The sequence below is a fragment of the Flexivirga sp. B27 genome (genome assembly GCF_052905685.1).
On the sequence record NZ_JBPYUM010000002.1, the window covers coordinates 495,203 to 507,980 of the forward strand.

Annotated in this window: 11 protein-coding genes and 1 tRNA gene; 5 read left to right on the forward strand and 7 right to left on the reverse strand. The window is 68.1% G+C overall.

Going from position 1 to position 12,778, the window contains the following annotated elements; all coding sequences use genetic code 11:
• The first annotated feature begins 93 nt into the window (after positions 1-93).
• From ACSZL9_RS11190 to ACSZL9_RS11205, 4 genes are all read left to right on the forward strand, one after another.
• Entirely contained in the window at positions 94-918 is an 825-nt protein-coding gene (locus ACSZL9_RS11190; protein ID WP_446665572.1) for a siderophore-interacting protein, read from the forward strand.
• Between the two features lie 132 nt (positions 919-1,050).
• Positions 1,051-1,123 (forward strand) — tRNA-Ala (locus ACSZL9_RS11195).
• 570 nt (positions 1,124-1,693) lie between these two features.
• A complete protein-coding gene (locus ACSZL9_RS11200) occupies positions 1,694-2,332 on the forward strand; it encodes a methyltransferase domain-containing protein (RefSeq protein WP_446665573.1) in 639 nt (212 codons plus the stop codon).
• A 167-nt stretch (positions 2,333-2,499) separates the two neighbouring features.
• Entirely contained in the window at positions 2,500-2,991 is a 492-nt protein-coding gene (locus ACSZL9_RS11205) for a DUF4395 domain-containing protein (RefSeq protein WP_446665574.1), read from the forward strand.
• A gap of 14 nt (positions 2,992-3,005) precedes the next feature.
• On the opposite strand, the gene ACSZL9_RS11210 is transcribed toward ACSZL9_RS11205, so the two are convergent.
• The 6 genes from ACSZL9_RS11210 to ACSZL9_RS11235 are packed head-to-tail and all read right to left on the reverse strand — an operon-like array spanning position 3,006 to position 10,074.
• Positions 3,006-3,860 (reverse strand): fumarylacetoacetate hydrolase family protein, encoded by an 855-nt coding sequence (locus tag ACSZL9_RS11210; protein WP_446665575.1) that lies wholly within the window; start codon positions 3,858-3,860, stop codon positions 3,006-3,008.
• 31 nt (positions 3,861-3,891) lie between these two features.
• Positions 3,892-5,349: an allantoinase AllB gene (gene allB, locus ACSZL9_RS11215; RefSeq protein WP_446665576.1), complete on the reverse strand. Its 1,458-nt coding sequence runs from the start codon at positions 5,347-5,349 to the stop codon at positions 3,892-3,894.
• Positions 5,346-6,527, reverse strand: coding sequence for a glycerate kinase (locus ACSZL9_RS11220; RefSeq protein ID WP_446665797.1), 1,182 nt, complete (start codon positions 6,525-6,527; stop codon positions 5,346-5,348). Before ACSZL9_RS11220 ends, allB begins: the two co-directional genes overlap by 4 nt.
• A gap of 35 nt (positions 6,528-6,562) precedes the next feature.
• Positions 6,563-8,341, reverse strand: coding sequence for a glyoxylate carboligase (gcl, locus tag ACSZL9_RS11225; protein ID WP_446665577.1), 1,779 nt, complete (start codon positions 8,339-8,341; stop codon positions 6,563-6,565).
• On the reverse strand, positions 8,338-9,258 hold the full coding sequence (locus tag ACSZL9_RS11230) for a 2-hydroxy-3-oxopropionate reductase (protein WP_446665578.1): 921 nt from the start codon (positions 9,256-9,258) through the stop codon (positions 8,338-8,340). The genes gcl and ACSZL9_RS11230 overlap by 4 nt, the downstream gene beginning before the upstream one ends.
• Before the next feature lie 39 nt (positions 9,259-9,297).
• On the reverse strand, positions 9,298-10,074 hold the full coding sequence (locus ACSZL9_RS11235) for a hydroxypyruvate isomerase family protein (protein ID WP_446665579.1): 777 nt from the start codon (positions 10,072-10,074) through the stop codon (positions 9,298-9,300).
• 189 nt (positions 10,075-10,263) lie between these two features.
• On the opposite strand from ACSZL9_RS11235, the gene ACSZL9_RS11240 reads away from it, so the two are divergent.
• Positions 10,264-11,655 (forward strand): malic enzyme-like NAD(P)-binding protein, encoded by a 1,392-nt coding sequence (locus tag ACSZL9_RS11240; RefSeq protein ID WP_446665580.1) that lies wholly within the window; start codon positions 10,264-10,266, stop codon positions 11,653-11,655.
• Positions 11,656-11,692: 37 nt separating this feature from the next.
• Here ACSZL9_RS11240 and ACSZL9_RS11245 read toward each other — a convergent pair whose 3' ends face one another.
• Positions 11,693-12,754 (reverse strand): DUF4185 domain-containing protein, encoded by a 1,062-nt coding sequence (locus ACSZL9_RS11245; protein WP_446665581.1) that lies wholly within the window; start codon positions 12,752-12,754, stop codon positions 11,693-11,695.
• Positions 12,755-12,778: the final 24 nt, after the last annotated feature.

The following is a 12,778-nucleotide window of genomic DNA, read 5'->3' on the forward strand; positions in this document are numbered from 1 at the left end:
CAGCGCAAGGTGGTCGAGTAGCGGGGGAGCGAAGCGGAGGAGCGTATCGAGACCCTGATAAGTTAGGCACACCTAACTTCCAGAAGGAGCCTGATGCCTCGCTCGCGCAAGCCGCACGACCTGCACGTTGTCTCGACCGACACCGTGACGCCGCACCTGATCCGCGTCTGGTTCTCCGGGCCTGGCTTCGACGCGATCGCAGCGCGCGAACACACCGATGCCTACGTCAAGCTCGTCTTCCTCGTCGCCGGAGTCGACTACCCGGAGCCGCTCGACCTCGGCGTCGTGCAGGAGACGCTGCCGCCCGAGGCGCAACCGGTCCTGCGTACCTACACCGTGCGGGAGGTCGATGACGAAAACCGTCGATTCGCAATCGATTTCGTCGTGCACGGCGATGAGGGCGTGGCCGGCCCGTGGGCGACGAGAGCGCAGCCGGGCGACACGCTGCCCATGATGGGTCCGGGCGGCGGTTACTCGCCGAGCTCCGACGCAGACTTCCACTTCCTCGTCGGCGACGAGACGGCACTGCCGGCGATCAGCGCAGCTCTCCTCGGGATGCCGGCCGGAGCTCGCGGCATCGTGTATGCCGAGACGAGCGAACCGTCGGACGAGGTCGAGCTGCCGTTGCCGGAGGGCTTCGAGGCGCACTTCGTGCGTCGTGTCGGGGAGGACCATTCGCAACTGCGCGACGCGGTGCTGGCGGCGCCGTGGCCCGAGGGCGTCGTGCAGGTCTTCGCCCACGGTGAGGCGGAGCTGACGATGCGCGGCCTGCGGCCCTACTTCCGCAAGGAGCGCGCCGTCCCCGCGGCGCTCGCGTCCATTTCCGGCTACTGGCGGCACGGCCGGAGCGAGGAAGCCTTCCGCACCTGGAAACGTGACCTGGCCGCCGAGGACGCAGCGGCGCCGGTCGCCGGCTGACGGACCCCCGCGCGGCGAGCGGGGCAAGATCGCCCGGTCCGGCTGGCCCCGACGGGCCGCCGATTTGGCGCTCTGCACCCTCGCTGGCTACAGTATGTCGGTCGCCGGTTCTCCGGCACGACAACCCACTTCGGGGCATTGGCGCAGTTGGTAGCGCGCTTCCATGGCATGGAAGAGGTCAGGGGTTCGAATCCCCTATGCTCCACTGATCGAAAATGGGACCGGGCATGCTTTTCGCCCGGTCCCATTTCTCGATCTATTGAACACAGTGGATTCGGGAGGAGCCGCAGCGGAGCGAGGACGACGGCTCCCCTATGCTCCACCGATCGGCAGAGGGACCAGGCACACTTTGTGCCTGGTCCCTCTGCTGTTTGTGTGGTGAACCCAGCGCCTTCGGGACGCCTCGTTCTGCCACTTCGTCCTCCAGATCCCGGGCGCGGCTGCGTGACCGGGCGTGCAACGGATGAGTCAGTCGACAGTTCGCAAGCTCAGGTCGTCGAAGGTTCGCGGCGCTCGCATTGCGCGCGGTCTCATCAGCCCCTCTACCCGCTCGCGTTACGTCGCGGCTGCTCGCCGACGCATTCGTCGGCCATCGACATCATCGGGGAGGACGGCACCGGGCAGCGGGGAGCGCTGTCTGGTCTGCGGGTCACCGCGCATCATTGCCAAGACCGTCACTTACTTCCGGGACCCGAAGCTGGTCTGCCCGGTGCGGATCTGCGGCAGGTGCGGATTCGTCCGATGCCCGAAGGAGGACAAGAGTCACTACACGGAGGTGAAGGACTTCAAGAGCCTGCCGGGTGCGACTCGGGCGGGGACTCCGACCAAGAAGGGCCGTGAGTTCTACATGGCCCAGATGGCGGTCGACATCCTGAACAAGGACAAGCTGGACATCCTGGTCTACGGGCCGGGACGAAGCCTGGACAACCATCACATGGAGAAGTTGCCCGGAGTGACACAGGTCGCGATCGGGGACATCATGCAGGTCCGCGACGACGCCGAGTTCATCGACGCGAACGAGCCTCCTAAGCGGCGCTTCTCGGTGGTCATCGCCTGTGAGGTCATCGAGCACTTCCGTGACCCCTGGAGCGACTTCGACAAGCTGCTCAGGTTGGTCGACCGGGACGGTGTCGTCGTCTGTGGCACCAACATCACCGACGGCGGCGATCTCAACGAGGACCGCTACATCTATTTCCCGGACCACACCGCCTACTACTCGCCGCAGTCACTGCGGATGATCGCCGAGGCGTTCGGCTACCACCTCGACTTCCGCTACCCGGGAGGTGCGACTCCACGCCGGAAGCGCTACGTGATCTTCAGCAAGTCCCGGCACACGATGGAGAAGGTCGCCGACTACTTCGGCGCTGTCCATCTGGCGCCCGCCGAGCCGCTGCCGCCCAAGAAGAAGAAGTGACGCTTGCCGGGCAGCCTGCCCGGTGCTGGTCCTGGAAGCTGCGCTGGATACGACCGACTCCTATGTCGCCGTAGGCGTGGCAGGGCGCTGAGGTACGAGTGCCGGTAGAGCGTACCGAGGACTGACACCGAATTATTGGGTCAGAAACAACTAGTTATGCTTTGGGGGTGGCACACCAGATCTTCGGCTTCCCGAATCCCGTCAACGAGAAGGCCGCCCGCGCGGTTGCGGCGGGCGTTGTCGTCTTGAGCACCGTGGGCGCGGTCACCGGGTGGTGGCTGGTCCTCGTGTTGCTCGCCTATGGCTTTGCCGCTCGTGTGGCGACCGGGCCGACGGCCAGCCCCTTGGGACAGATCGCGACGCGCCTCGTTGCGCCCCGACTGGGTGCGGTGAAGCCGGTCGCCGGTCCTCCGAAGCGGTTCGCGCAAGCGGTCGGCCTGGTCTTCTCCGGTGCCGCTCTGGCCCTCAACCTGCTCGGCTTTCAGGGCATCTCAACTGTGTTGCTCGTCGTACTGGCGGTCTTCGCAACGCTCGAGAGCGTGGTCGGATTCTGTGCCGGCTGCTTCATGTTCGGTCAGCTGATGCGTGCCGGTGTCATCTCGGAGGACACATGTGAAGCCTGCTCAGACATCAGCCTGCGGCATCGGGTGTCCGCCTGAGCCGACGACGAGCGTCAGGCCTGCCGGAAGACCTGGCGCATCCGGCCGAGACCGTCGATCGCCGCCTCGACGACGTCGCCATCACGGAGGTAGGGCTTGGGGTCCGGACGGCCCATCGCGACTCCGCCGGGGGTGCCCGTGACGATCAGGTCGCCGGGGTGCAGGACCATGCACTGGCTCAGGTGGTGCACGACGGTCGGGACGTCGAATATCAGCTGACTCGTGCGGCTGCATTGACGGTCAACGCCGTTGACCTGCAGGCTGATCGGTGCGTCGGAGGGCTCGAATTCGTCGGGGGTCACCAGCCACGGGCCGAGCGGATTGAATCCTTCGCAGCTCTTGCCCTTGTCCCACTGCCCGCCGCCGCGCTCCAGTTGGAACTCTCGCTCCGAGACGTCGTTGGCGACCGCGTAGCCGGCGATGTGGTCGCTCGCGTCGGCTGGTGACTCCAGATACCGGGCCGTCTTCCCGATGACGACGGCGAGCTCGACCTCGTAGTCGGTCTTGTTGCTGCCGCGGGGGATCGGCACATCGTCATCCGGGCCGGTGACGGACCACGGGTCCTTCATGAAAACGATGGGTTCCGAAGGGATCTCGGCGCCGGTCTCGGCCGCGTGATCGCGGTAGTTGAGGCCGATCGCCACGACCTTGCCCGGTCGCGCGACGGGGGCGCCGACTCGGGAACGTTCTAGGTCGACGGTTGGCAGGCCGCCTGCTGCGACCGCATCGGCGACGCGAGCCAGTGAGGCGGCGCCGAGCGTGCGGTGGTCGTAGTCGGGCACGACGGAGGAGACGTCGACGGTGGAGCCGTCCGCGGCGATGGCCGCCGGGCGCTCGGAGCCGGGCTCGCCGACACGAAGCAAACGCATGGTGGTCCGCCTTCCGGTGGGTGGTGTGCGGTCAGTCGGTGCCGTGCACGAGCAGCCGGCCGTGCGGCTGCTCGAAGTCGACCGCGTGGCCGCGGACGAACGTCCGCCGCACGACGCCGCTGAGGGTCTTGCCGTCATACGCCGACACGGGGTTCTTGTGGTGCAGCGCCGCGGCGTCGACGGCGAACTGCTCGTCCGGCGCGAAGACGGCCAGGTCCGCGTCGTAGCCCAACGCGATGGCTCCCTTGCGGCGCAGGCCGATTCGCTCCGCCGGGCGTTGCGACATCCAGCCCATCACCTCGGTGAGCGCGATGCCGCGGCTGCGGGCCTCGGTCCACACAGCCGGCAGCGCGACCTGCACGGACGCGATGCCGCCCCAGGCGGATCCGAAGTCACCGTGCTCGAGATCCTTCAGCTCCACGGTCGACGGCGAGTGGTCGGAGGCGATGTAGTCGATCGTGCCGTCCGCCAGTGCCTCCCAGAGCAGGTCGCGGTTGGCCGCCTCGCGGATCGGCGGGCAGCACTTGTATGCCGTGCCGCCGCCCGGCACGTCCTCGGCCGTCAGGGTCAGGTAGTGCGGACAGGTCTCGGCGGTGATGTCCACCCCCTCCTGCTTGGCCGCCCGCAACAGGGGCAATGCATCGGAGGAGGACAGATGCAGGATGTGCACGCGTGCGCCGGTCCGTCGCGCACGCTCGATCACCAGAGCGATCGCGAGGTTCTCCGCCTCGCGAGGGCGCGAGAGCAGGAAGTCCGCGTAAAGAGTGCCGTGGGCGGCGATGGCTGTCGCGATGGTCTCGGCGTCCTCGGCGTGCACGATCATCAGCCCGTCGAAGGCGGCGACGGTCTCCAGGTAGTCCTGCAACGCGTCGGGTGTCAGCGGCGGGAACTCCTCGACCCCTGAGTCCAGCAGGAAACACTTGAAGCCGAAGACTCCGGCATCGTTGAGTCCTGCCAGTTCGCTCCGGTTGCCGGGCACCGCGCCGCCCCAGAAGCCGACGTCGACGAAGGTCTGGCCGGCCGCCACCATCCGCTTGTACTCCAGTGCGTCCGAGGTCACCGTCGACGGGATGGAGTTGAGCGGCATGTCGATGACGGTTGTGACACCGCCCGCGGCCGCTGCGCGAGTGGCCGTCGCGAAGCCCTCCCAGTCCGTGCGGCCGGGTTCGTTGACGTGCACGTGTGCGTCAACGACTCCCGGGACCAGGACCTCGTCGGCACCGAGTGTGACGACCTGGGGTGCTTGCAGCTCGGTGCCCAACGGCTCGATGGCGCAGATGCATCCTGCTGCGACGCCGACCTCGCAGGCGGCCTCGCCCTGGGGTGTCAGCACCCGCTCGGCGCGGATGACCAGCTCGACAGCTCCCGGCGGTGTTGTCGGGGTCGCCCCCTCGTCCTGCGGATGACCATGAGCGGCAATGAATTCGGTGATCTGCGCGCGCACGACGTCCGGCTGGTTGACATGCGCGAGAGCGTCGAGGTCGGTCATCGGGACTCCTTTGAACGGGTTGTTGACTGAGCTCTTGTCGAGTGTGCCTCGTCGGCGGCCCACCGACCTATCTGTTTGCCCACCGCAGTCAGCAGTTGCGCAGCGTTCGCCATACTCGCCCGGGCGTCGGGCTCGATCTCGGCCAGCGTCCAGACTGCATCGAGACCACCGTCGGCGGCCTCCTGCCCGCTCAGCGTGCTCACTCCGCACGCGGCGACGACAGCGGGCACCCCTGCCGCACGTGCGATGCGAGCCACTCCCACGGGAGTCTTGCCGGACAGGCTCTGCCGGTCCAGGCTGCCCTCACCGGTGACGACCAGGTCCGCACCCTGCACTCGTCCGGCGAGGTCGACCAGATCGGCGACGAGATCGAGTCCGGGGCGCGGCGTTGCCTGCAGCACGCTGAGAGCAGCGAATCCGACACCGCCGGCAGCACCGGCACCCGGCACATCAGCGGTGTCGTGGACCTGTGGACCGGCGACGTCCGCGAGCGCGTCCGCGAAGCGGGCGAGCCCGGCGTCGAGCTGCTCGACCTGGTCGTGATCCGCGCCCTTCTGTGGTCCGAAGGTGTGTGCTGCTCCGGTGTCACCCAACAGCGGGTTGTCCACGTCGAGGGCGACGACGAAGTCCGTTTGGGAGAGCCGAGCGTCCAAGCTGCTCAGGTCTATTCGGGCGAGGTCGGCCAGCGCGCCGCCGCCGTCGGGCAGTGTCGCGCCGGTCGCATCGAGCAACCGCCCGCCGAGGGCGGCGACCAATCCCGCACCGCCGTCGGTGCACGCGCTGCCACCGAGTCCCAGCACGATGCGAGTGCATCCGAGGTCGAGCGCCGCGGCGAGCAACTCACCGGTCCCTCGACTCGACGCGGTCATCGGCGCCAGGGCACCGGGCTCGAGCAACACCAGCCCCGATGCCGCGGCGAGTTCGACCACGGCCGTCTGTCCCTGGACGGCGATGGCCGCGCGGACCGGGGATCCGGTCGGGCCGGTCACCGTGTGCTGCGACCGGACGTATCCGGCGCGCAGCGCAGCATCGACCGTGCCGTCGCCGCCGTCGGCCATCGGCACCAGGTCGACGACGGCCGACGGCAACGCAGCTGCCAGCCCGGCCGCCAGTGCGTCGGCGACGCCGTCGGCGGACAGTGAGCCCTTGAACTTGTCCGGTGCGATGACGACCTGCACGGGTCCTCCGATGGCTGGGCTGACCGCTTCGGCGGTCACCCGATGGGAAGTATGGCGGTGGGCGCGTCCTGTGCAGCCTCGGCCACCGCCTCGAACTCGTTGACGGCGTCGATGCCGGCCGCACCCATGGAGATGTTAGTGATCCGCTCGAGGATCACCTCGACGACGACCGGCACCTTCAGCTCGCCGGCCAGTGCACTCGCCTTGCGCAGGGCAGGCTCCAGGTCGTCGGGGTGATGCACCCGGATCGCCTTGCAGCCCAGGCCTTCCACCACCTTCAGATGGTCCACGCCATACCCCTCGACCTCCGGAGAGTTGATGTTCTCGAAGGCGAGCGACACGTGGTAGTCCATGTCGAAGGCGCGTTGCGACTGCCGGATCAGGCCGAGGTAGGAGTTGTTGACCAGCACGTGCACGTAGCCGATGTTGTGCTGTGCTCCGGCCGCCAGCTCCTCGATCAGGAACTGGAAATCGTAGTCGCCGGACAGGGCCACCACCGGCTGGTCGGGCTTCGCGGTGGCCACCCCGAGCGCTGCGGGCAGGGTCCAGCCCAGCGGTCCGGCCTGGCCGCAGTTGATCCAGCGGCGCGGGCCGAAGACGTGCAGCAGTTGGGCGCCGGCGATCTGGGACAGGCCGATCGTGGAGACGTAGGTCGTCTCCCGGTCGAACGCCGCGTTCATCGCCTCATAGACGCGTTGCGGTTTGATCGGCACGTTGTCGAAGTGCGTCTTGCGCTGCAGGGTCGCCTTGCGCTGCTGGCAGTCCTTGGCCCACACGGCGTAGTCGGGCAGCGGCCCGTCGGCCGCACGGCGCCGAGCCTCGGCGAGGAACGCGTCGAGGAACGCTCCGGCGTCCGACACGACTCCGTAGTCGGGCGCGAAGACCCGGCCGATCTGGGTCGGCTCGATGTCGACGTGCACGAACTTCCGGCCCGCGCGGTAGACATCGAGCGCACCGGTGTGCCGGTTGGCCCACCGGTTGCCGACACCGAGCACGAAGTCGGCGGCAAGCATCGTCTCGTTGCCGTAGCGGTGGGCGGTCTGGATGCCGACCATGCCTGCGTGCAGCGGGTGGTCGTCGGGTATGACGCCCCAGCCCATCAGCGTCGGAATCACCGGTATGCCGAGGAGCTCGGCCACTTCGAGCAGCTGTGCGGACGCATCGGCGTTGATGATGCCGCCACCGGCGACGATCACCGGACGCTCCGCGGCCAGCAGCATGTCGAAGACCCTGCCGGCCTGTGCGGGCGTTGCGGCCGGGCGGAGCACCGGCAGCGGCTCGTAGGTGTCGATGTCGAAGTCGATCTCGGTCTGCTGGACGTCCAGCGGCAGGTCGACCAGGACCGGTCCGGGCCGTCCCTCACGCATCAGCCAGAACGCCTTCGCCAGGGTGCCCGGCACCTGCGCGGCCTCCTTGACCGTGACCGCCCACTTGGTGACCGGGGAGGCGATCGAGGCGATGTCGACCGCCTGGAAGTCCTCCTTGTCCAGCTTGGCGATCGGTGCCTGTCCGGTGATCGCCAGGATCGGTGTGGAGTCGGCCCAGGCGGAATACAGGCCGGTGATCATGTCGGTGCCGGCCGGTCCGGAGGTGCCCAGGCACACGCCGATGTTGCCGGCCGCTGCGCGGGTGTATCCCTCGGCCATGTGCGAAGCCGCCTCGACATGCCGGGCGAGCACGTGCCGCATGCCGCCATGACGTCGCATGGCTGCGTAGAGCGGGTTGATCGCGGCGCCGGGAAGGCCGAATGTCTGTGTGGCGCCTTCGCGTTCGAGGATCAGGCAGGCCGCGTCGACAGCTTGCATACGTGTCATCGCTGCTCACCGCCGTCCTGTGCGTTGCGACCGGAGAGCTGCTCGACCAGCAGCAGCAGGGCGGAGTGATCGAGCCCGCCGTGACCGAGGTTGCGCAGATCCTGCACGAGCTGGGCGGTCTGTGCCCCGAGCGGTATGGCAACACCGGCCGCGCGGGCCGAGTCCAGCACGATGCCCATGTCCTTGTGGTGCAGGTCGATCCGGAAGCCCGGCTCGAACTCGCGCTTGATCATCGAGGCGGCCTTGCGGTCCAGGATCCGGTTGCCCGCCAGGCCACCGGCCAGCACCTCGACCGCGGCCGTGGTGTCGACGTCATACGCCTCGAGGAAAACGAGCGCTTCGGCGACCAGCTCGATGGTGCCGGCAACGATCAGCTGATTGGCAGCCTTGACGGTCTGTCCCGACCCACTCGGCCCGACGTGCACCACTGTGCTGCCTACGGTTTCGAGGATCGGGCGCACCTGCTCGAGGTCTTCGGCATTGCCGCCGACCATGATCGACAGGGTCCCCTCGACGGCGCCGGCCTGCCCGCCGGACACCGGTGCGTCGAGCACCTTCAGCCCGGCCGCGGTGGCCTCCTCGGCGACCTCTCGGGCGACGTCCGGACGAATGGTCGAGCAGTCGATCCAGATCGCTCCGGACTTCGCCGTGGCGATCAGCCCCGCCTCGTCTCCCTCGCCGCGCGCGACCGCCGCGACGTCGGGGGAGTCGGGGACCATGGTGATGATGACGTCAGCGTCCTGCACTGCCTCGGCGACCGAGGACGCGGCCCGCCCGCCTTCGGCGACGAGCTTGTCGATCGGCTCCTGGCTGCGGTTGTAGCCGGTGACCTGATAGCCGGCTCGCACGAGGTTGGCGGCCATCGGGGCACCCATGATGCCCAGGCCGATGACGGCGACGGAAGTGGTGTTGCTCATGACGTTGGCTCCTTGAAACTGTATGGCGGTCAGGGAAGTTCAGTGCCGCAGCCAGGCGAAGGGGTCGCCCTGGTCGCTCTTGTATTCCAGGCCGATCGGCCCGTCGTAACCGCCCTGCTGTGCTGCGGTGATCCACTCGGTGAGCGGCAGGTCGCCGGTGCCGGGCGCGCCACGCCCGGGGGAGTCGGCGATCTGGATGTGGCCGAAGTCGGCTGCGTGGTCGGCGATGACCTGCGGCACGTCGTCGCCGTTGACGGCGAGGTGGTAGAAGTCGGCGAGCAGCTTGACGTTCTCGACGTCCAGCGAGTCGATCACCGCGAGGGCGTCGGCCGCGGTCTTCAACGGGTAGGCGTCGGCGCCCGACACCGGCTCCAGCAGGACGGTGCCGCCGATGGCGTCGACGGCCTTGGCCGCGTGGGTCAGGTTGGCCCGCGCGGTCTCCGCCTCCGCGGATGCATCACGCGACGGCTCATGCAGGCCGTAGAGCGCGTTGAAGTGCCGGCAGCCGAGGCGTTCCCCGATGTCCACGACGACTTCGACGTTGGCGTGGAACTCGTCCTGGCGCTCGGGGTTGCTGACGATGCCGCGCTCGCCACCGGGCATGTCCCCGGCGAAGAAGTTGAGGCCGGTCAGTTGCACGCCCGCTGCGCGGACCGCATCAACGAAGTCGTCGACCTCGTCGCCGGACGGTACCGCCACCGACCACGGCCACCAGAACTCGACGGCATCCAGGCCGGCGTCCCGGACTGCACCCGGCCGCTCGAGCACGGGCAGGTCGGTCAGCAGGATCGAGGCGTTCACGGTGTGACGTGTCATCGGACCTTCCTTTGTATTTCATAACGCGGAATTAAAATATTGAATGATGGAAGTGTGCCAAGCTGGTCCCGACCACGTCAAGGTGTTGTCCGCATTTGCTGTCGCCTGCACGCCGCAGTGAACGGATGCGGCATACTGCGACCCACTTCGGGCGGCGCTGCCGTCGTTCTCGTCAGATCGGAGACCTTCATGACTCAGACCAGCCCCGGCTACTCGGTGACATTGCGTGTCGGACTCACACCCGGCGGGCGCAGCGCGAGCGACCTCGCGTCTGCCGTCGCCGACGCGGGTGCGTCGGTGACCGCGCTCGACGTCGCCGAGTCGACTCCCGAGGGTCTGGTCGTCGACGTCACCTGCGACACGACGGACGAGAACCACGCCACTCGCATCCGCGAATCCCTCATCGCGGCAGGCGGATTCGACGTCAAGAAGGTCAGCGACCGCACCTTCCTGATGCACATCGGCGGCAAGCTCTCGGTCGAGCCGAAAGTCGAGCTGCGGACCCGCGACGACCTGTCCCGTGTCTACACGCCCGGTGTTGCTCGAGTGTGCCTGGCCATCGCCGACAGTCCCGAGGACGCGCGCCGGCTGACCATCAAGCGCAACGCCGTCGCCGTGGTGACCGACGGCACCGCGGTGCTCGGGCTCGGTGACATCGGCCCGGAGGCCGCGCTGCCGGTGATGGAGGGCAAGGCCGCGCTGTTCAAGCAGTTTGCGAATGTCGACGCCTGGCCGGTCTGCCTCGACACGACCGACACCGAGGAGATCATCCAGATCGTCAAGGCGCTCGCGCCCGTGTATGGCGGGGTCAACCTGGAGGACATCGCTGCGCCGCGTTGCTTCGAGATCGAGCGTCGGCTGCGCGAGGAGCTGAGCATTCCGGTCTTCCACGACGACCAGCACGGCACCGCGATCGTGGTGCTCGCAGCGCTGATCAACGCGTTGCGTGTGGTGGACAAGAAGATCGAGGACGTCCGCATCGTCGTGTCAGGCGTGGGCGCGGCCGGGCACGCCATCATCCAGCTGCTCGGTGCGCAGGGAGCATCGGACATTGTCGCGTGCAGCCGCTCCGGGGCCATCCACCGCGGAGGCAGCTACCAGGACGAGCACCGGGTGTGGATCGCCGAGAACACCAACCCCCGAGGGGTCGACGGCACGCTCGCGGAGGCGCTGGTCGACGCCGACGTCTTCATCGGGGTCTCGGGCCCGAACATCCTGGGGGAGAAGGAGATTGCCGCGATGGCCGACGACTCGATCGTCTTCGCGCTGGCCAACCCGGACCCCGAGGTCCCGGCGGAGGAAGCGGCCAAGCACGCCGCCGTCGTCGCGACCGGGCGCAGCGACTTCCCCAACCAGATCAACAACGTGCTTGCGTTCCCGGGCCTCTTCCGCGGCCTGCTGGATGCCTCCGCCCACAAGATCAGCACCTCGTTGCTGGTAGCAGCGGCACGCGCGATCGCCGATGCCGTCCGCCCGGACGAGCTCAACGCGAGCTACATCGTGCCGAGTGTCTTCGACCCGGTGGTGGCGCCCGAGGTCGCCGCCGCGGTCCGCCGGACGGTCGAGGCCAAGCGGTCCTGACCGGACGAGGACCTGGACTTGGACCCGGCTCGTCCGGTCACACCGCGAGACCGCTGATCCGGTACTGCATGAAGCGGTAGTTCTGGTCGTCATACCACTGGCTGATCACCAGCTCGAGGTCGGCGAGGGTGGACCCGGGGATCACGAAGCCGCCGTAGGGCGCGGTCACGACGTTGCCGCCCTGTGCGTTCGCCGGGCCGTTGACGATCAGCGTCTGCTTCGGGGCGGTGAAGAAGTTGCCGATCGCCGAGTCGGCGACCTGTGCGTAGATGCGGTCACCCTGCAGGTAGGTCAGCACGAAGTGGCCTTCGATCTGCCGGAAGCAGATCTCGCCCCATCCTCGCGCTGTGGTGATGGTCGTCGCCGGGTTGCCCCATGCCCATGCGCCGTTCGCGTAACCCCACGGCTGGTATGCCGCCGGGGTGCCGACCTCGGCGTGCCGGACGCGGTGCAGCAGCAGGCCCGACGTCGTGCCGCGGTTGAAGACACTGGACAGCACGTAGCAGTAGCCGTCGTCCGCGACGGCATACGTCTTCTGCTGGAACTGCCCGCCGAGCAGGTTGCCCGGCCACTGGCACAGGTAGGTCCAGGTGTTGCCGTTGTCGTCGGACTTCCAGAAGTCACTGTGATCGGTCTGATAGATGACACCCCGCATCAGGTGCATGTACATCGTGTTGCCGATGGTGAAGACATCGCTCGGGATCGCGGTGGTGAAGCCGCCGCCGACCGGCGCGTGCCCCTCGGGGACCAGGCCGACCGCGGAGCTCCCACCGACGGCACTGTCGATGGTGAGGGAGCCCAGATCGCTGCTGCTGGAACGCAATCCGACCGGTGAGCGCCAGTTGGGGCCGCCGACACCGGCGCCGTCGAAGGAGTCGCCGCCGACGAAGAGCATCGAGCCGTCCGGGCAGCTGGCCGGAATGCCGAGGTCGGACCAGGGTGTGGCGAAGGGCCCGGTCTGGGCCGGCCCGCTGAGGTCCTTGATCTTGGTGGCGCCGGTCGCTGCGCTCGCGGGGTGGCGAGATGCGTTGACGCTGAGTGCACCGATGAGTGCTGCGGTGCCTGCTGCGCCGAGGACGGCGCGACGAGTCGGTTTCACGATGGGATCCTTTCGCGGGTGCTG